This is a genomic window from Pseudomonas sp. JAI111, assembly GCF_024809425.1.
Taxonomy (GTDB): domain Bacteria; phylum Pseudomonadota; class Gammaproteobacteria; order Pseudomonadales; family Pseudomonadaceae; genus Aquipseudomonas.
The window spans coordinates 416,924-434,216 of sequence record NZ_JANUCB010000002.1 but is presented as its reverse complement, the minus strand read 5'-3'; the positions used below and the strand labels follow the sequence as shown (position 1 = coordinate 434,216).

Sequence of the window (17,293 nt, the reverse complement as noted above, 5' to 3'; positions counted from 1 at the left end):
TACTTGTGAACGGGTTTGATGCAACCTTGAAACTACACTGTGCAGTGTAATGTTTTGTTAATCCTGCACCGTCAAGAATAGAGTCTCCGGCTGATGCGTGCGTGCCTTGGCCATTTATTGTCCCACCGTGGAAAACCACCATTTGCGGTTTTTCTGGAGTCACTCAGTTATGGCCACGTCAATGTCCTCAACGGAAAATGCTGCCCCCACACCTGAAGCGTCCCGTCAGGTAGAAGGGTTCTTTCGCAACCATTCTCCCGTGCAGCGTGAAGGCTTTCGCAAGATGTTGCGCATCATGTGGAACATGATCTTCCACAAACCGAGCGACACCCGCCCGAAAGCACCTGTGCCGGTGCAAGCCTTGACGCAAGCCGCGTTGATCGCGGCTCCCAACCACAGCGTTTACCGACTCGGTCATTCCACCGTGCTGCTGAAATTGCGAGACAAGTTCTGGATCACCGACCCGGTCTTCGCCGAGCGCGCCTCGCCGGTGCAGTGGGCCGGCCCGAAGCGTTTCCACCAGCCGCCAATCAGCCTGGAACAATTGCCACCGATTGAAGCGGTGATCCTGTCCCACGATCACTACGACCACCTCGACTATGAAGCGGTGCTCAAACTGGCGGACAAGGCCAACTACTTCCTGACCCCGCTGGGTGTGGGCGACACGTTGATCAAGTGGGGCATCGACGCCAGCAAAGTGCGCCAACTGGATTGGTGGCAGGACACCGAAGTCGACGGCATGCAGTTCATCGCCACGCCGTCGCAACACTTTTCCGGGCGCGGCCTGTTCGATGGCAACAGCACGCTCTGGGCTTCGTGGGTGATGATCGACGGCGACACGCGGATCTTCTTCAGCGGCGACAGCGGTTATTTCGACGGCTTCAAACGCATCGGCGAACAGCACGGCCCGTTCGACCTGACCCTCATGGAAACCGGCGCCTACAACGTCGAGTGGCCTCACGTGCACATGCAGCCCGAGCAAACCCTGCAAGCGCACATCGACCTCAAAGGCCGTTGGTTATTGCCGATTCACAACGGCACCTTCGACCTGTCGATGCACGCTTGGTATGAACCCTTCGACCGGATACTGGCGTTGGCCTGGGAGCGCAATGTGTCGATCACCACCCCGCAAATGGGCGAGGCGTTCAACGTCATGTACCCGCAGCGGGGGAGCGCCTGGTGGTCAGGAGTGGCAGAAGAAAGTGAGCAGATCGCCGCTCAGAACGCTTGATCCTCTGCCGCCGGGCCGCTCACTCTGGAGCGGCCCACGATCTTCGCCACCGTCAGATCGCTAACGTGACCGTCGAGAATTTCATCCAGCTCCGACGACAACAGCCCAAGCCTTTTCGCCGCTTCAGCCTTATCCAGCTGACCGGTATCGAGGAGCATCCCGACCTTCATCAGGCATTCGGCCTTGGCCCTCATCTCGCCCACATCGGCATCCCCCGAAGACGGATGACCGCGTCGGTTGTATTCATCGAATCCATTCATCAGCTGACACCTCACTCGACCATCGCATAGTCCGCCCGACCCACCGGATCAGGCGTCGACCCTCGCACATTCATTCCTCGACCCGGCGCAAAACCGGGGAAGAACACCAGACCTTCCGATTCAAACCGATACGCCAACGCCAGCCGCGTGACATCCAGCACATCGCGCTCGGCCTCAAATCGTTGAATGGCGTCCACGGAGACACCGGATTCCTGCGAAAGCTCTTCCACACTCCAACCCAGCATCGCTCGGGCCTGGGCACAGTGGGCGGGGGTGAACTGGAAAAGGGCGATACGTTCCAGGGTGATTTTCATCGCAAGAGAGGCCATGGTGTTCTCCGGGCTCGAGAGTGCTAATCCAAAAAGTACTGTGATTTTGTACAGTTGTTTTGCGCCCGGATCAAACTCAATTTTTGATTTTTGCTATTTCGTGGCGTTCATCCAGACGGACGGTGCCTGTCCCAACACGCGGCGAAACATGGTCGAGAATGCCCCCGGGCTGTCATAACCGAAGTCCAGGGCTATGCGCGTCACGGGGGCGCCCGCCGCTAACCGGGCCAGGGCCAGTATCACGCAGGCCCGTTGCCGCCATTGGCTGAAGCTCAGCTCCGTCTGTTGGCGAAACAGCCGATTGAACGTGCGCAGGCTGACGTGCAATTGATCAGCCCATTGCTGCGGCGATTGATGAGCATCGGGACGCTGCAAGAACCCTTGGCACAACTCCAGCAACCGCGCATCGACCGGTAGAGGAATATGCAGCGGCAAGTGAGTGCTGCGGACCAGCTCATGCAGCAACAAGTCGATCAGCACGCCATCGCGCCCGGCCTCGTCATACGCCAGCGAGATCTCCACCGCCTCCATCAATAAGTGCCGCATCAACGGCGACACACTGATGACCTGGCAACGCGCCCCCAGATCAACCACACCCGGTTCGATGTACACACTGCGCGTGCTCACCCCCAGCATCATTACCTCATGCGCCACACCCGCCGGAATCCACACCGCCCGTTGCGGTGGCACCACCCAATCGCCGTCGTGCGTGCTGACCTGCATCACGCCTGTTGCTCCGTAGAGGAGTTGTGCCCGCCGATGTGTATGACGAGGCAACAAATGCCCGTGGGAATAGTCCGTGCCGATGGCCACTACGGGCCGGGGTGTTTCATCCAGCAGATCAATCGAAACGTTGCGCATCTAGCGGCTTCCGGCAATTGGCGTAAACACGAACATTATTGGCTGACTTGCTGAAGCCGGCCAAGGCACTTCGTTCTATCGTCGAGCGCTCTCAATCAACGGACGACGCACGATGTTTTATCTATTGCTGGCATTTTTCGGCTGCATGACCGGCATCACCGCCGTGCTGTTTGGCTTCGGCGGCGGCTTCGTTGTGGTGCCATTGCTGTACCGCTTGTTAACCGCCAGCCACAGCAGCGATGACCCGATCGGCCAATCGGCGATGCACATCGCCGTGGCGACTTCGACCTGCGTAATGATCGCCAACGCACTGATCGCCACCCGAAAACACCACCGCGCAGGTAATCTCATTCGCCATTACCTGTGGCCGTTGGGTGGCTTCATCGGCTTGGGCGCGACGGTCGGCGCCGTGGCCGCGACGTGGGTCAGTGGCGAACTGATTCGTTACGCCTTCATCGCCTACCTGGCCGTGACCATCGTGGATTGCCTGTTCAGACGCGGATTTCTGACGGCGTCCGACACTGCAATTCCACGGCGATTGGGGAGGGTAGAACAGTCTGGCGGCGGTATAGGAATCGGCATGATTGCCACGTTTCTTGGTGTAGGCGGCAGCGTCATGACCGTGCCACTGTTGCGGCGATGCGGGTTGAGCATGAGTCACGCGACGTCCATGGCCAATCCGCTAAGCCTGCCGGTGGCGTTGGCCGGGACAGCGACATACATGGCAATGGCGGCGTTCGCCGAGTTTGATCTGGGCACGTGGTTTGTGGGTTATGTGGATCTGCTGGCGTTTGCGGTTTTGACGATGGGGTCGTTGGTGGGGATTCGATTGGCTGCGCCGTGGATTGGGCGGATACCGGATCTGGTCCATGCGAGGGTTTATATTGGGTTGCTGGTGTTGGTGATGGTCAGCATGATGCTGAGTTAAAGCGTGCAATGACCTCGATTCCCCTGCGCAACCCGGCCATAATCCGCGCCGCTAAGCTTGCGCCGCGTATCCTCTGTCCGGCGCTGCTCCGACTTATTCAGGGATTGAACGATGCTCAAAGGATTGCTACGCCTGGCGCCAGTGGCCGCGCTGCTAATTATGCTGGGTGCTACCGCCCACGCCGAGGACGGAAGACGCGTCTTCACCGGCACTCTGGGCAAGATGCCCATCGTTATGGAATTGGAAACTGCTAGCGCGGAAAACATCAGCGGTCGCTACTTCTATCAAAAATACCGCAAGGATTTGACTCTCCACGGCATTAAGAATGGAGAGATGTTGGTACTCGATGAAGGTGAACAGTCTTACGGAGACAAACTACCTCTGCCCAAAATTCGTCTGCATATCGAGCCCAACCGGTTATGGGGAGATTGGAGCAACGACGAAGGCAAGACGCTGAAGATAGAACTGGTGGAGGCCAAGCAGCCTGTGATCCCTGCCAGTACTCTTCCTTACTTGGTTAAGCTCCATGAATCTGAGCCTTACGAATATCGACGTCTTCAAGGTGTGCAACTCAAACGAGGAAAGACCGAAACGTTCAATGGCTACTCACTGCAATGGTGGAGCGAGCCGCAAACAAAGTTGACGATTTTTGAGATTGTTTCTGGCTACACCCCCGAAGCGCGCGAACGTATCAATCAGGTATTGATGGGGCGTTTGTGGCAGGAAGTAGTGGGATATTACGAATGCTTCGCCGGCAGTGGAGGGGCGTTCTATATCCAAACGATCAAACCGTTGTTGATTACACCTGCGGTCATCAGCGTGGACGTCAGTACTGAGGTCAACTGTGGCGGCCCGCACCCGGATAACAGTGAGGCTCCAATCAATCTGGATGCCAAGTCTGGTAATTCTCTGACGCTTGAGGATGTGCTCTGGGTGGGCCGGGGCAGCCCTCTGCATTACGAAGAGGGAAATAACGAACAGTCCTCTGGCGCATTCAATGCGTATTCCGAGTACCGCAGCAAAGAATTTGCGCCTTGGCTTGTTGGGCAGTTACGTGAGCTTTATCCCGATCAGATGTTGCCCGGTAGCGATGAGAACTGCGCTTACAACGAAGAAGATCATTGGCAATTCCCCACTTGGTATTTCACAGAAAACGGAATCAAGCTAGGGCCCAACTTCTCCCACGCGGAGGCCCCGTGTGCGTATGTCGACTGGAGCGTTCTGCCCTACAACGTCGTCAAGCAACACCCCGGCGGCGTGGCGTTGCAACTGCCCTAAGGCTGCATCTACCCAAGGAGGATTTGATGTTCAATGGATTGTGTCGCCTGACCGGCGTTTTCGTATTGGTGTGCTCAATATTTTCTAATGATCTCTGGGCCGATAACGTCATGCAGGTCTACACCGGAACCTTGGGCAAAGCGCCGATTGTGCTTGAAGTGAACCCCAGCTCCGGTGACGGCCGTTACTTCTACCAAAAGTATCGTCAGGACCTGATGCTCAGCGGTACGAAGGAGGGGCAGGAACTTGTCTTGGGGGAGGGCGAAGACGAGGATGAACCTCGCCCGAGCATTCGCCTGCGACCCAAGGCAGAAGGTTTGTCTGGCGAATGGACCAGTCCCAAGGGCAAAGTCCTGAGGATAGAACTTCAGCAAGCCAGGCTTGTGGCGGTGCCTGCCGGAACCTTGCCTTTTCTCGCTCAACTTCACGACAAGTCGCCATACGAATACCTTCGCCTGCAAGGCATGAAACTCAAACAAGGCCAGACCCAAGACTTCATGGGCTACACGCTGCGATGGTGGAGCGAACCGCAATCCGGGATGTCGTTGTTTGAAGTGGTTTCGGGTTACAGCGCCGGAGAGCTTCAGCGCATCAATCAACAATTAATGGGGCGATTGTGGCAGCAAGTCGTCAGCTTTCACGACTGCCTCACCCAGCCCGGCATGTACGTCTACAGCCAAAAAGCCGATCCGCTATGGATGTCACCCTCGGTGATCAGCGTGAACATCACGGCCGAGTACAACTGTGGCGGGTCGTATTCGGATGAGAGGGACATGCCGTTCAATCTCGATACCAAGACCGGAAAGACCCTGGCGCTGGAAGATGTGCTTTGGATAGGGCAGGGCGAACCTCAACATTTCGAACTAAGTCAGCTCGACGACAAGGCTTCCTATGATGCTGATCACGCCTATTCCGAATACCGCACCAAAGAATTGGCACCGTGGCTGGTAGGCCAATTGCGTACGCTCTATCCCGAGGAAGTCACCACCACGACCGACCGTAATGATGGCTGCGTCTACGCTGAAGAGCAGCCGTGGATATTCCCCGCCTGGTACTTCACCGACCAAGGCATCAAGTTGCTGCCTTCCTTTGCTCACAACCAAGCCATGTGCCGAAACGTGGAATGGAGCGTCCTGCCGTACAACGTGATCAAACAACACCCCGGCCACATAGCATTGAAGTTGCCCTGACGCTGGATTACTTATCCGCCAACCCCGGCGCCTCCCGAATAATAAAGTGATCCAGGTTCTCAATATTCGCACTGAACACCCCGAACGTCTGCTCGGGGTTTTTCTTGCTTGGCACCTGCTTCAACTCCGGCGTCACGCCATAGAAGAAGCAATACAACTCGGCCTCGCTGTCGATGGCGTGCTTGATCTCTTCCAGGAACGCTTTGCGCTTGCGGTAGTTCTCGATCAACTTCTTGCTCAAGTAAACGTTCACCGAATAAGGCTTCTTCTTCGCCTCGTCCGCCTGCTTGAACCAGACCTTCTGCTCGAAATCGATACGAAAGCTCTGGGTGTAATCCCTGATCTCCTTGATCTTGCCCCAGTAAATCAGCCCCTTGTTGTCCGTCAGGTATTCAATCTTCTTGAAGAACGACCCATAAGGCGCCGTGTGCTCGCCAATCTTCAGCGGCATGCGCTTGAGCAACTCCTTGTCTCCGTAGTTCGAGACAAAACATTCCACCGGATGCGCGAAGACACTGGTCTTGTCCGGCGCTGTTTCACGACTCGGTTGCTCCGTGTGACTGTCCACCGAAGCGGCTTGCGGGGCATCGCGCATCGCATCCGCTGCCACCACCGGGTTCGACGGCTTACGCACATACTGACGCCGAGTCAGCAACAACTCCGACGGGAAATGCTCCTCGCGACTGTCATCCGTTTCCGCACCGTCCGCGTCCAAACCTGACGCCGGCGTCTTGAGACTGGCATAAGGACAATCCGCCACATGCCGCGTGCTGGGCGTGTTCTTGAAGTGCGGGGTGCGAACGTAATTGACGTTCTTGGCGTTGAACGTGGTCAACACATTCGCCGCATCGAACGCCGCCCTGCATGCGTCATTGGGACATTGGAAGTGTTCTTTGGCGGAATCGAACTCCATGGTTTCGTCGAAATTCAAATCCCGCACGTCATAGATCGACAGCTTGTCGTCGAGACTGAGGCAGTAGGCGAGGTCGAATTTCATGGTGGGCTCGGGTCCTTGAGTGGGGAAGGGTATTAATAGCGGGAGGCGGGGTGGGTTGCACTGAATGTTTTCAACACACCGTAAACCCATCACACGTCAATTTTGACTGGTGGTTAAAAAAAGAATGAGATCGGATGGAAACGAAACCGAGCAGGCTTGTTCAATGGCTGTAATTTGCACCTTCGTCAATTGGTAGTCATACACGTAGTCCTCTTGATCCTTCCAGCCCATCAATACCGCGAGTTCCTCGCTTTTGATCGGAAGCACGTGCTCATAAGAAGCAAAGTCGTCTCCCTCATTGATACCCATCACCGTGTGCTTCATGGCTCTACCGTCCTCGTTGGGTCTGCAGGTTTTGTCTGATTGCCTGATGCGTGATCAAACTCGCCCAAGTGTTTTCCGCGTTTGTTGTATTTCTCCACTGCGCCGTGCTGGAAGTCCCATTCGTAAATTGTGCCTTTTTTATCCTTCCAACGAGGACGTAGGCCCCCGCCCTTCATGCGGGTTTTGCCAGGGGCCCATTTTGCATCCGGGAAGGCCGGCAAGGTATGTGGCTTCGGGTAGTAATGATGAGAAATACTGACAACGACATAGACCGGCCTTACCCCCGAATCAGCCGGAAACACAAGAATGAAATCCTTGTACTCCGGCGGATACACCGGATTCACAATGATGCTGTCAGCCGCTTTCGTCGGCGGGTAAACCCAAATTTGCGGCGCTTGCGGGGCAGCCTCCAGCGCCGGAATGCCCAGGATGTCGGAACCATCCACTGCCGGTGTCCAGATCAGTTCAATGCCGTCACCCAGGTCAGCCACCTGCTGGCTGGCACGCAAGGTGAACTGCGCGACATCAACCATTTCCCAATCGCGATTTTTGCCGGTGTAGAAAGCGTATCCCTGAGGCTACCGTCAGTCTGTTGCTCGACTCGCAGGCGAACGCGGGTGCGGGCCTGTTTGAGCGAACGGAGTTGGTCTTCGCTGTAAAGCGAGCTGTCGCCCAGACTCGATGGTGTGACCAGCGCAACAAGGCCAACCAGCGCTTCTGCGACGGAGCCTGCGGCGAATGCCGAGCCGGCCAAGGCGAGGGAGCCCAGACCGACGGGAATCGCTGTGCCACTGATCTTCTTCAGTGGCACAGCACCTGATTCGTCCGCTTTGCGAGCAGCTAACAGAATCAGGTTCGGATGGTGACGTCATGCCCATCACCGGAGGGTTGTCACATTGGGTTTCATTGCTTGGAGCAAGTCCCCATAAAGTACTCTAAACCCTCTGGGAAACTGATGCCCAGAAGTCTTGATAGTGCCATTACCTGATCTTCGTTTAAAAGTAGCTCTCCTGGTTCCACTTCATTAAGTGGCTTCGATTCAATCAAATGCGCAACTTTCTCATTGAGTTCACTTCCTTCGATATCCAGCTCAAACTGCAAGGAGTCGTCCTGCTTGTCATCCGGATAAAAGCCAGTTATTAAAAGGTAGCGCATGCTGTAATCCTTAATTTCTTGAGGTTTTTCTGCCTGGTTTCGCAGGTTTTGTTTGGTCGCCTGTGATGTGGTTGAACTCGCCTAAATGGATTCCGAGTTTGTCGTATTTTTCCACAGCATTACTTTTGTAGTCCCATTCATAGATTCGCCCCTTACGGTCAACCCAACGAGCGCGCTTCCTTCCTCCCCCTTGAACAGATGACTTCGACTTTACGCGGGTTGTATCTGGGAATGCGGGAAGCGTTTTCGGGTGGTCATAATACGAATGATCACTGGTTTGACTGAGAACAATGTATACCGGCCTAATCCCGGAATCAGCCGGAAACACAAGAATGAAATCCTTGTACTCCGGCGGATACACCGGGTTCACAATGATGCTGTCAGCCGCTTTCGTCGGCGGGTAAACCCAGATATGCGGCGCTTGTGGTGCAGCCTCCAGCGCCGGGATGCCCAGGATGTCGGAACCATCTACAGCCGGTGTCCAGATCAGTTCAATGCCGTCACCCAGGTCAGCCACCTGCTGGCTGCCGCGCAATGTGAACTGCACGACATCAACCATTTCCCAATCGCGATTTTTGCCGGTGTAGAAACCATATCCTTTGAGGCTGCCGTCAGTCTGTTGCTCGACCCGCAGGCGAACGCGGGTGCGTGCCTGTTTGAGTGCACGGAGCTGGTCTTCGCTGTAAAGCGAGCTGTCGCCCAGACTCGATGGTGTGACCAGCGCAACAAGGCCAACCAGCGTTGCTGTTACGGCGCTCGCCGCGACCAAGGGAGCAGCGGCGAATGCCGAGCCGGCCAGGGCGAGGGAGCCAAAACCGACAGGGATCGCTGTGCCGCTGATCTTCTTTAGTGGTATAGCGCCTGATTCATTGGCTTCGCGAGCACCCAGCAGAATCACGTCACCGTAGTCTTTCAGGCTATCGGTCGGCACCATCCCTGAGGGATTCGAGTAATCAATGATGGCGTCCGGCAGCTTGCAGGACTTGGCGAAGACACATCCGGCTTGAGTGGGCCTTTGCTTTTCTGCGATGACCTGACGGCTCCGTTCGAAAGCTTCTTGCCTGGCCAGCATGGCCTCATAGGCTTTTTGTCTGGCGTCCCGCTCGGCCAATTCAGTGGCAGTCATGTAGCGGCAGGTGACGTGATGCCCATCACCGGAGGGTGGGTTCTGAATCCGCGGAATGTCCTTGTTGCCAGTCACTGATCATCCTTTCGTTATCCATCGGCAGCCCCGGAAAAGGGGCAGCGCGACGTTAACTAACGTGGCTGATCGTGGCTGTAGGACGAGTCCTGGATGACTCTAAGCGTTTTCTCTTTTTATTGGGACGGCAGCGCAATCCTTACGACTCGCTGCCTTCGTGCGCATAAGTTTTCTAGGCTCAATCACTCAAGCTTCAACCGTTCCACCTTCTGAAACAGTGAAGCAGTGAACTCATCCCGATCACTTGAATGGTGACAACGGCGATGACAATTCGGGCACAGCGCCACGGCATTGCTCGGGCGATCCGAACCTTCCTGCGCCAAATGCTTAACGTGATGAACCTCAAGAAACGGCCTACCGTCCTTTTCAAACGGCGCCGGTTTTCCGCAACCTTCGCAGATACCCTTGGCCTCTTTCCGCACCCAGGCTCTAACCTCAGGATCGCGTACAAAAGAGTTGCCCGAGCTCGGCACTTGTTGTGGTTTCACAATCCCCTTCGGCTCGCCCTTGAGTGGTTGCTTTTCAAGTTTGGTTGCACGTTGTTCCAGCGTTGCCTCATCGGCGGTCGGGGCAAAGTCTTCCGGCGTTAAAGTACTCGGCGCGTTCAGCGCTTCACGAATGCTGCGCGCAACATTCGCGCCGACATTCTTGGCGGGTTTGTATCCCGCAATGCGAGCTCGACCCAGCTCCTCCAGCACGGTAGAGATGTTCTGCATTCGAAACTCAACCGACCCTTTGGTCCGACCGGCTAAGGCTCCCTCACGCAAGATGCGGTTCTCCTCAGTCTTAACGACTTTCTGACCACTCTGCTCGCGGGACAGCATGCTGAGATAGGCGTCAACCGCAGCCTGAATCTCAATGTCAGTCCAATCGCTATTGCTCTTTTCCGTATCCATACAATCGCCGAGGGTTGAAAACCCTCGGACGATACTGAGTGGCCATTACGCCTGTCTACGAAAATTCCTACAGAAAATACCGACGCTTCTTTCAGTTGGTCCTACAAAGGCTAACTAACCGAATGCTTTGAAGACTGAAGAGCCTCCAAAACCTTCCGCCACCAAGGCTTAATCACCGGCACTCGCCGCCGAGTGCGATTCAGCAACAGATAAGGCATGTCCCGAAGCCGAATCCAGCCTTCATCCTGCCAATGCAACAGACTCAACGACATCTCCGGCCAATCCAACAAACTCAACATTGGTCGATCAGAATTTTTTGACGGTGCCGCATCGCGCAAAGCCGGCACTACTTGATGAGTCAGCCACTCGCGCAACAACCGATTCCCAGGCGCGTAGTGGTAAACCAACAATGCATACGCACCGGACTCGCTGATCATCAAGCGTTTTTCCGGTTGCCCGTGGTAATCGATCAGCAACGTGTGCCTCTGATCTTCATCGAGTTTGCTGACGACCCGATCATTCAGATGCAAGCCCATCAATCGACCAAAATCGCGGGCGCAGAACCATGGCTGGTTTTCCAGGAGGAGGGCATGAAGGACAAGATTGTGGCGGGAGAAGGCCATTACCGAGAAGGGATCAGACATGGCTGATCACCAGAATTTCCAGAGTACGGGGTTGGTCAAGTTTAGGCATATCCATTACCTCTACGTTTAGATTTTGGAGGGCCTGAACCCAACGTAGAGTGGACTTAAGAAATCCCAACGAACACAGCCAGCACGCATCTTAACGACACGAATCACCTAAAGGTGATTGCGCATCTGAGCGATTGGCCAAGCTTTCTACGTTGGGCGTTTCTTAGGCACCTGCAATGGAGCTTAGTGGTGCTTTGAGTGGACATCAATGCGGAAGCAGCTGTAAGTGCTGTAGGAGTTCTGACGCAGTAGCGTAGGGGTGAAAGGTAGGAATTCATTCCCCAATAAAAAAGCCCCGATTAGATCGGGGCTTTTGTTTTTTCGACTTGTCGATTCAGGCAGCAATCGTCAAATCGTGGCGAGCGAGACTATTAGTCCCAGCTAAGCGCACCACCAGTTTGGTATTCAATTACCCGAGTCTCAAAGAAATTCTTCTCTTTCTTCAAGTCCATAATCTCGCTCATCCAAGGGAACGGATTCGTAGTCCCCGGATACTCTTCCTTCAACCCAATCTGAGACAAGCGACGGTTAGCGATGAACTTCAGGTAGTCCTCCATCATCGACGCGTTCATGCCCAATACGCCGCGAGGCATGGTGTCACGTGCGTATTCGATCTCCAGCTGAGTGCCCTGCAGAATCATCTGCGAAGCTTCTTCCTTCATTTCGGCATCCCACAGGTGTGGGTTTTCGATTTTGATCTGGTTGATCACATCGATGCCGAAGTTCAGGTGCATGGATTCGTCGCGCAGGATGTACTGGAACTGCTCGGCGACGCCGGTCATTTTGTTGCGGCGGCCCATGGAGAGGATCTGGGTGAAGCCGCAGTAGAAGAAGATGCCTTCCAGAACGCAGTAGTAGGCGATCAGGTTGCGCAGCAGCTCTTTGTCGGTTTCGACGGTGCCGGTTTCGAACTTCGGATCGGAGATCGAACGGGTGTATTTGAGGCCCCAGGTGGCTTTTTTCGCGACCGATGGGATCTCGTGGTACATGTTGAAGATCTCGCCTTCATCCATGGCCAACGATTCGATGCAGTACTGGTAGGCGTGGGTGTGGATCGCTTCCTCGAAAGCCTGGCGCAGGATGTACTGGCGGCATTCCGGGTTCGTGATCAGGCGGTACACGGCCAGGACCAGGTTGTTGGCAACCAGGGAGTCGGCGGTGGAGAAGAAGCCGAGGTTGCGCATGACGATGCGGCGCTCGTCGTCGGTCAGGCCTTCCGGGTCTTTCCAGAGGGCGATGTCGGCGGTCATGTTGACTTCTTGCGGCATCCAGTGGTTTGCGCAACCGTCCAGATACTTCTGCCAGGCCCAGTCGTACTTGAAAGGCACGAGTTGGTTAAGGTCGGCGCGGCAGTTGATCATGCGCTTTTCGTCGACGGCAACACGGGCGGAGGCGCCTTCGAGTTCGGCGAGGCCTTCGGCGATGTCGAGGTTGTCCAGGGCAGCTTTGGCACGGGCGATAGCGGCAGAGTCGTTCGCGGTAACGGCGCGAGCTTCTTGAGCGGCGACACCACCAGCGGTGTCGAGTCGGTCCATGTTGGCTTCAGTCGCGTGGCCGGCGTTGGCGCCTTTTACCACGGTCTCGCCGCTGTCTTCTTTGTCGAATTCGTCCCAGCTCAGCATGACGTGTCGTCTCCTGCGTGAGGGCCAGATGCCCGTGTGAAAACTCTATGGTTGGTTTTTCACACGACCTTACTGGCCGCGTTGGATAGCGTTTTTTGCAGCGGTACACGCAGGCAAATAAACATAATTTTGTACGGGGTTCCGAGAGCCTCTGAGGGGCGCAGAAATCGGTGAGGACTTCGGCGTGGGCTTCAGACTGGCTGTTATCCCTGTAAGGGAATATTGCAGGCCCGTTTAAGGCGGCATTATAGGGAAATTTTTGCGGCAGTGGTGGGGCGAATCCGCGCATGGAGCGGTCGAGAAGGCGGGTTTTTCGGTCGGAGCGAGGGTTTATAGGGCTTTGGCTGGATATCGCGGGTGAAGATTTTTTTTCATAAATTTTGGTGAACAAATTTTTTGTTCAAAAAATAGCCAAAAAAAGCGGTTTTTCACTACATGTTGTGTTTTGAATCGGTTTTCGGTGGCTCCAGACACAACTAAGCCCGACCGAAGTCGGGCTGTAAGTCACGCTCGGTGATCAGCTGAAGCGAGCGGCACCAACGCGGTCAGCACCATCGGCAGCAACCTTGGCGGCGCCAGTGTGATCAGAACCATCGGCAGCGACTTTGGCGGCGCCAGTGTGATCAAAACCGTCAGCGGCGAGTTTGCCTGCACCGATGTGGTCGGCGCCATCAGCGGCGAAGGAGGCCGAGCCGGTGTGGTCGTAGCCGTCAGCAGCGACAGCCGATTCAGTGGTGAAAGCCGCCGAGCCGGTGCGGTCGTAACCGTCAGCAGCGAAGGTGTTGGCAGCCAGGACAGACAGGGTCAGGGCGAGGATCAGTTTGGTTTTCATGATAGTGGCTCCAGGTTCGTGGGCGTTTTATGCCTTGGGTGTGGAATTCATACTACGCCGACAAATTTGATTAAAAAGCGCAAATAAATGCTTAAAACAATCGTAAAAATCGATCTATACGGTTCGGCGCTTCATCTGCCTGAAACAGCGGGCGGATGGGTCGAACCGTTTAGGAAAGTGCCGGGTGATTAGCCGTTAGAGCAGCCGTTACCCATGATGCTGTAGCGAAGAATATGGCGTTGACCGTTGGAGTCGTCGTATTCCATTTTCATTGGAACGACGCCACACACATCCGGGACTTCACTCATGGAGATAACTTTGGCGATGTCCAGGTGAGTGGAGTAAGTGTATTCCTCGATGGCCGGTTTTTGCTGCGCAACATCAGTCGGAGCCTCGTCTGCCATGGCGGTTACGCACAGACTGCTGAGGGCCAGAACTAATAAAGCTTTCATTTCTTTTTTACCTTTTAGAGGTCGAGTGGGGTCACGCAACCTTTTTGGGGTTGCGTGTGGAACTTGATCACTGGTTGGTTGATTAACTGCCTTCGTGGGGGCTGCAACTTGGTTAATCAGGGTTTGCCTTGTTGGCGAGGCAGATTTTAGGCGTGGGGTCTGCATTCATATAGGTGGGCTTTTGATAAACACCTTTGACAGATTTCGTAACAATCACCGATTAACGTTGTAGAAGTCGGTTTGTTGGCTGAATTACGACGTGGTTTTTCAAGCGCGCCGCGTCATCGTTTTTCGCGGACAAGTCACGTTCCCAGTGGGCTGGCGGGGTGTTTGGGACGTGCGTTCCAGGCGTGTCCGGGGCTTATCACGATAGTTTGTAGGGGCTTGTTACTACCATCGTCGAATGGTTCTATAGGCCCGGCCCGGCTACAACAGGGTCATACAAAAACAACTATTCCACCGAGGTAAGAAAGATGAGTGCGGCTTCCCTGTATCCCGTTCGTCCCGAGGTTCTGGCCAACACGCTGACTGACGAGGCGACCTACAAGGCGATGTACCAGCAGTCTGTCGTCAACCCGGACGGCTTCTGGCGCGAACAAGCCAAGCGCCTCGACTGGATCAAGCCTTTCACCACGGTGAAGCAGACGTCCTTCGACGATCACCATGTCGACATCAAATGGTTCGCCGACGGCACCCTGAACGTTTCCTACAACTGCCTCGACCGCCATCTGGCCGAGCGCGGCGATCAAATCGCGATCATCTGGGAGGGCGATGACCCTGCCGAGAGCCGCAACATCACCTACCGCGAGCTGCACGAACAAGTCTGCAAGTTCGCCAACGCCTTGCGTGGCCAGGATGTGCACCGCGGCGACGTGGTGACTATCTATATGCCGATGATCCCCGAAGCCGTGGTCGCCATGCTGGCGTGCACCCGGATCGGCGCGATTCACTCGGTGGTCTTCGGTGGCTTCTCGCCGGAAGCCTTGGCAGGCCGCATCATCGACTGCAAATCCAAAGTGGTGATCACGGCCGACGAAGGCATTCGTGCCGGCAAGAAGATCCCGCTCAAGTCCAACGTCGATGACGCGTTGACCAACCCGGAAACCAGCAGCATTCAAAAAGTCATCGTGTGCAAGCGCACCGGTGGCGACATCAAGTGGAACCAGCATCGCGACATCTGGTTTGAAGACCTGATGAAAGTGGCGGGCGCGGTTTGCGCGCCGAAAGAAATGGGCGCTGAAGAAGCGCTGTTCATCCTTTACACCTCCGGTTCGACCGGCAAGCCAAAAGGTGTCCAGCACACCACTGGCGGTTATCTGCTGTACGCGGCGATGACCCACGAGCGCGTGTTCGACTACCGTCCGGGCGAAATCTACTGGTGCACCGCCGACGTCGGCTGGGTCACTGGCCACACTTATATTGTCTATGGCCCTCTGGCCAACGGCGCGACCACGGTGCTGTTCGAAGGCGTGCCGAACTACCCGGACATCACGCGGGTGGCGAAGATCGTCGACAAGCACAAGGTCAACATTCTCTACACCGCGCCGACCGCGATTCGCGCGATGATGGCGTCGGGCACTGCCGCTGTAGAAGGCGCCGATGGCAGCAGCCTGCGTCTGTTGGGTTCGGTCGGTGAGCCGATCAACCCGGAAGCGTGGGATTGGTACTACAAAAATGTCGGCCAGTCCCGTTGCCCGATCGTTGATACGTGGTGGCAGACCGAAACCGGCGGCAACATGATGAGCCCGCTGCCGGGTGCTCACGCGCTCAAGCCGGGTTCTGCGGCACGTCCGTTCTTCGGCGTGGTGCCAGCCTTGGTGGATAACCTGGGCAACATCATCGAAGGCGCTGCCGAGGGCAATCTGGTGATTCTCGATTCGTGGCCAGGCCAGGCGCGCACGCTGTACGGCGACCACGATCGTTTCGTCGACACCTACTTCAAGACTTTCCGTGGCATGTACTTCACCGGTGACGGCGCCCGTCGCGATGAAGACGGTTACTACTGGATCACCGGTCGCGTGGATGACGTGCTTAACGTGTCAGGCCACCGCATGGGTACCGCCGAAATCGAAAGCGCGATGGTTGCTCACCCGAAAGTCGCCGAGGCCGCCGTCGTCGGTGTGCCGCACGACATCAAGGGGCAGGGCATCTATGTCTACGTCACGCTGATCAGTGGCGAAGAGCCGAGCGAGCAGTTGCGTCTGGAGCTGAAAAACTGGGTGCGTAAGGAGATCGGCCCGATTGCATCCCCTGACGTCATCCAGTGGGCGCCAGGCTTGCCGAAAACCCGCTCGGGCAAAATCATGCGCCGCATCCTGCGCAAGATTGCGACGGCCGAATACGATGGCTTGGGGGATATCTCCACCCTGGCGGATCCGGGAGTGGTGCAGCATTTGATCGAGACGCACAAGACCATGAATGTTGCGTAAGTAACAATTCTTGAGTCATCGAAGCCCCGCCAGGCATTGCGCCTGGCGGGGCTTTTTATTACCTGGGGTTGATCGTTCCCACGCTCCGCGTGGGAATGCATCCAGTGACGCTCTGCGTCACACGTTGGAAGGGACGCAGAGCGTCCCGGGCGGCATTCCCACGCGGAGCGTGGGAACGATCAGGACGATCAGGACGATCAACGTTGATTTCCAACCAATATTTATCGGCTCACCTGTCAGCCCATTCCTACTGTTACCCACCACCCTTCAAGTAACTGAATGTGTAACCGCTTGAACCGATACGGGGCATTGAGAAACGCATCGCCCCATTCCCGGGCCTCTGCAGCCACCCAGAAAAATAAGACACAACGCTGCGCTTGCCGGATTAGAAGGGTTTGCCAATAATAGGCCCGCAATTTGCAACATAGATCGGTTCACTGTCTTTTGCTCTTGCATGAAATTGCAAGGCTGTCAACGCGCCCAAGCGGCTTTCTCGGTGCTTCTGTAATTAGTTGTCGCATTGAAGAAATATCGGCTTCGGGCCTGTCGTTAGAATGCCGATCACTCGCTCGTTGTCGCCCGCGTTGAAAATAACGCGCGATTCCTACAACGCAGC

Annotated in this window: 17 protein-coding genes and 1 pseudogene; 5 read left to right on the top strand and 13 right to left on the bottom strand. The window is 55.7% G+C overall.

The window, feature by feature from the left end:
• The first annotated feature begins 169 nt into the window (after positions 1-169).
• Positions 170-1,231: an MBL fold metallo-hydrolase gene (locus tag HNR03_RS09650; RefSeq protein WP_259153045.1), complete on the top strand. Its 1,062-nt coding sequence runs from the start codon at positions 170-172 to the stop codon at positions 1,229-1,231.
• Here the strand turns inward: HNR03_RS09650 and HNR03_RS09645 are convergent.
• The 3 genes from HNR03_RS09645 to HNR03_RS09635 form a co-directional block, all read right to left on the bottom strand.
• Positions 1,219-1,491: a helix-turn-helix domain-containing protein gene (locus tag HNR03_RS09645; protein ID WP_259153044.1), complete on the bottom strand. Its 273-nt coding sequence runs from the start codon at positions 1,489-1,491 to the stop codon at positions 1,219-1,221. The genes HNR03_RS09650 and HNR03_RS09645 overlap by 13 nt on opposite strands.
• Positions 1,492-1,502: 11 nt before the next feature.
• The gene (locus HNR03_RS09640) at positions 1,503-1,820 is read right to left on the bottom strand and encodes a helix-turn-helix transcriptional regulator (RefSeq protein WP_222588093.1); all 318 of its coding nucleotides are present in this window, start codon (positions 1,818-1,820) and stop codon (positions 1,503-1,505) included.
• Positions 1,821-1,913: 93 nt separating this feature from the next.
• Complete coding sequence (locus HNR03_RS09635; RefSeq protein WP_259153043.1) at positions 1,914-2,681, bottom strand: helix-turn-helix transcriptional regulator; 768 nt, start codon at positions 2,679-2,681, stop codon at positions 1,914-1,916.
• Between the two features lie 112 nt (positions 2,682-2,793).
• Here HNR03_RS09635 and HNR03_RS09630 point away from each other — a divergent pair, with 112 nt between their 5' ends.
• From HNR03_RS09630 to HNR03_RS09620, 3 genes are all read left to right on the top strand, one after another.
• Entirely contained in the window at positions 2,794-3,609 is an 816-nt protein-coding gene (locus HNR03_RS09630) for a sulfite exporter TauE/SafE family protein (RefSeq protein ID WP_259153041.1), read from the top strand.
• A gap of 111 nt (positions 3,610-3,720) precedes the next feature.
• Positions 3,721-4,887 carry a hypothetical protein gene (locus HNR03_RS09625; RefSeq protein ID WP_259153039.1) on the top strand — a complete coding sequence of 389 codons (1,167 nt, stop codon included), beginning with the start codon at positions 3,721-3,723 and terminating at the stop codon, positions 4,885-4,887.
• A 26-nt stretch (positions 4,888-4,913) separates the two neighbouring features.
• Complete coding sequence (locus HNR03_RS09620) at positions 4,914-6,077, top strand: hypothetical protein (RefSeq protein WP_259153037.1); 1,164 nt, start codon at positions 4,914-4,916, stop codon at positions 6,075-6,077.
• A gap of 7 nt (positions 6,078-6,084) precedes the next feature.
• On the opposite strand, the gene HNR03_RS09615 is transcribed toward HNR03_RS09620, so the two are convergent.
• The 10 genes and pseudogenes from HNR03_RS09615 to HNR03_RS09570 form a co-directional block, all read right to left on the bottom strand.
• Positions 6,085-7,074: a hypothetical protein gene (locus HNR03_RS09615; RefSeq protein ID WP_259153029.1), complete on the bottom strand. Its 990-nt coding sequence runs from the start codon at positions 7,072-7,074 to the stop codon at positions 6,085-6,087.
• 96 nt (positions 7,075-7,170) lie between these two features.
• Positions 7,171-7,398, bottom strand: coding sequence for a hypothetical protein (locus HNR03_RS09610; protein ID WP_259153027.1), 228 nt, complete (start codon positions 7,396-7,398; stop codon positions 7,171-7,173).
• Positions 7,395-8,251, bottom strand: a pseudogene (locus HNR03_RS09605) (colicin E3/pyocin S6 family cytotoxin); the annotation flags it as partial. The pseudogene HNR03_RS09605 and the gene HNR03_RS09610, both read right to left, overlap by 4 nt.
• Before the next feature lie 50 nt (positions 8,252-8,301).
• Positions 8,302-8,553, bottom strand: coding sequence for a pyocin S6 family toxin immunity protein (locus HNR03_RS09600; RefSeq protein ID WP_259153025.1), 252 nt, complete (start codon positions 8,551-8,553; stop codon positions 8,302-8,304).
• Positions 8,554-8,563: 10 nt separating this feature from the next.
• Complete coding sequence (locus tag HNR03_RS09595) at positions 8,564-9,754, bottom strand: S-type pyocin domain-containing protein (RefSeq protein WP_259153023.1); 1,191 nt, start codon at positions 9,752-9,754, stop codon at positions 8,564-8,566.
• 182 nt (positions 9,755-9,936) lie between these two features.
• Complete coding sequence (locus HNR03_RS09590) at positions 9,937-10,650, bottom strand: HNH endonuclease signature motif containing protein (protein WP_259153022.1); 714 nt, start codon at positions 10,648-10,650, stop codon at positions 9,937-9,939.
• A 110-nt stretch (positions 10,651-10,760) separates the two neighbouring features.
• A complete protein-coding gene (locus HNR03_RS09585) occupies positions 10,761-11,294 on the bottom strand; it encodes a Bro-N domain-containing protein (RefSeq protein WP_259153020.1) in 534 nt (177 codons plus the stop codon).
• Between the two features lie 419 nt (positions 11,295-11,713).
• Positions 11,714-12,964, bottom strand: a complete 1,251-nt coding sequence (locus HNR03_RS09580; RefSeq protein WP_259153019.1) for a ribonucleotide-diphosphate reductase subunit beta — start codon at positions 12,962-12,964, stop codon at positions 11,714-11,716.
• A gap of 517 nt (positions 12,965-13,481) precedes the next feature.
• Positions 13,482-13,796 carry a hypothetical protein gene (locus tag HNR03_RS09575; protein WP_222588086.1) on the bottom strand — a complete coding sequence of 105 codons (315 nt, stop codon included), beginning with the start codon at positions 13,794-13,796 and terminating at the stop codon, positions 13,482-13,484.
• 188 nt (positions 13,797-13,984) lie between these two features.
• Entirely contained in the window at positions 13,985-14,248 is a 264-nt protein-coding gene (locus HNR03_RS09570; protein ID WP_090187135.1) for a DUF2790 domain-containing protein, read from the bottom strand.
• Between the two features lie 473 nt (positions 14,249-14,721).
• Between HNR03_RS09570 and acs the strand changes: the two genes are divergently transcribed.
• Positions 14,722-16,677: an acetate--CoA ligase gene (gene acs, locus HNR03_RS09565; protein WP_259153018.1), complete on the top strand. Its 1,956-nt coding sequence runs from the start codon at positions 14,722-14,724 to the stop codon at positions 16,675-16,677.
• The last annotated feature ends 616 nt before the right edge of the window (positions 16,678-17,293 follow it).

Coding starts and splice junctions, on each gene's coding strand:
- HNR03_RS09650 (WP_259153045.1), top strand. CDS start 170: ATGGCCACGTCAATGTCCTCAACGGAAAATGCTGCCCCCACACCTGAA.
- HNR03_RS09645 (WP_259153044.1), bottom strand. CDS start 1,491: ATGAATGGATTCGATGAATACAACCGACGCGGTCATCCGTCTTCGGGG.
- HNR03_RS09640 (WP_222588093.1), bottom strand. CDS start 1,820: ATGGCCTCTCTTGCGATGAAAATCACCCTGGAACGTATCGCCCTTTTC.
- HNR03_RS09635 (WP_259153043.1), bottom strand. CDS start 2,681: ATGCGCAACGTTTCGATTGATCTGCTGGATGAAACACCCCGGCCCGTA.
- HNR03_RS09630 (WP_259153041.1), top strand. CDS start 2,794: ATGTTTTATCTATTGCTGGCATTTTTCGGCTGCATGACCGGCATCACC.
- HNR03_RS09625 (WP_259153039.1), top strand. CDS start 3,721: ATGCTCAAAGGATTGCTACGCCTGGCGCCAGTGGCCGCGCTGCTAATT.
- HNR03_RS09620 (WP_259153037.1), top strand. CDS start 4,914: ATGTTCAATGGATTGTGTCGCCTGACCGGCGTTTTCGTATTGGTGTGC.
- HNR03_RS09615 (WP_259153029.1), bottom strand. CDS start 7,074: ATGAAATTCGACCTCGCCTACTGCCTCAGTCTCGACGACAAGCTGTCG.
- HNR03_RS09610 (WP_259153027.1), bottom strand. CDS start 7,398: ATGAAGCACACGGTGATGGGTATCAATGAGGGAGACGACTTTGCTTCT.
- HNR03_RS09600 (WP_259153025.1), bottom strand. CDS start 8,553: ATGCGCTACCTTTTAATAACTGGCTTTTATCCGGATGACAAGCAGGAC.
- HNR03_RS09590 (WP_259153022.1), bottom strand. CDS start 10,650: ATGGATACGGAAAAGAGCAATAGCGATTGGACTGACATTGAGATTCAG.
- HNR03_RS09585 (WP_259153020.1), bottom strand. CDS start 11,294: ATGTCTGATCCCTTCTCGGTAATGGCCTTCTCCCGCCACAATCTTGTC.
- HNR03_RS09580 (WP_259153019.1), bottom strand. CDS start 12,964: ATGCTGAGCTGGGACGAATTCGACAAAGAAGACAGCGGCGAGACCGTG.
- HNR03_RS09575 (WP_222588086.1), bottom strand. CDS start 13,796: ATGAAAACCAAACTGATCCTCGCCCTGACCCTGTCTGTCCTGGCTGCC.
- HNR03_RS09570 (WP_090187135.1), bottom strand. CDS start 14,248: ATGAAAGCTTTATTAGTTCTGGCCCTCAGCAGTCTGTGCGTAACCGCC.
- acs (WP_259153018.1), top strand. CDS start 14,722: ATGAGTGCGGCTTCCCTGTATCCCGTTCGTCCCGAGGTTCTGGCCAAC.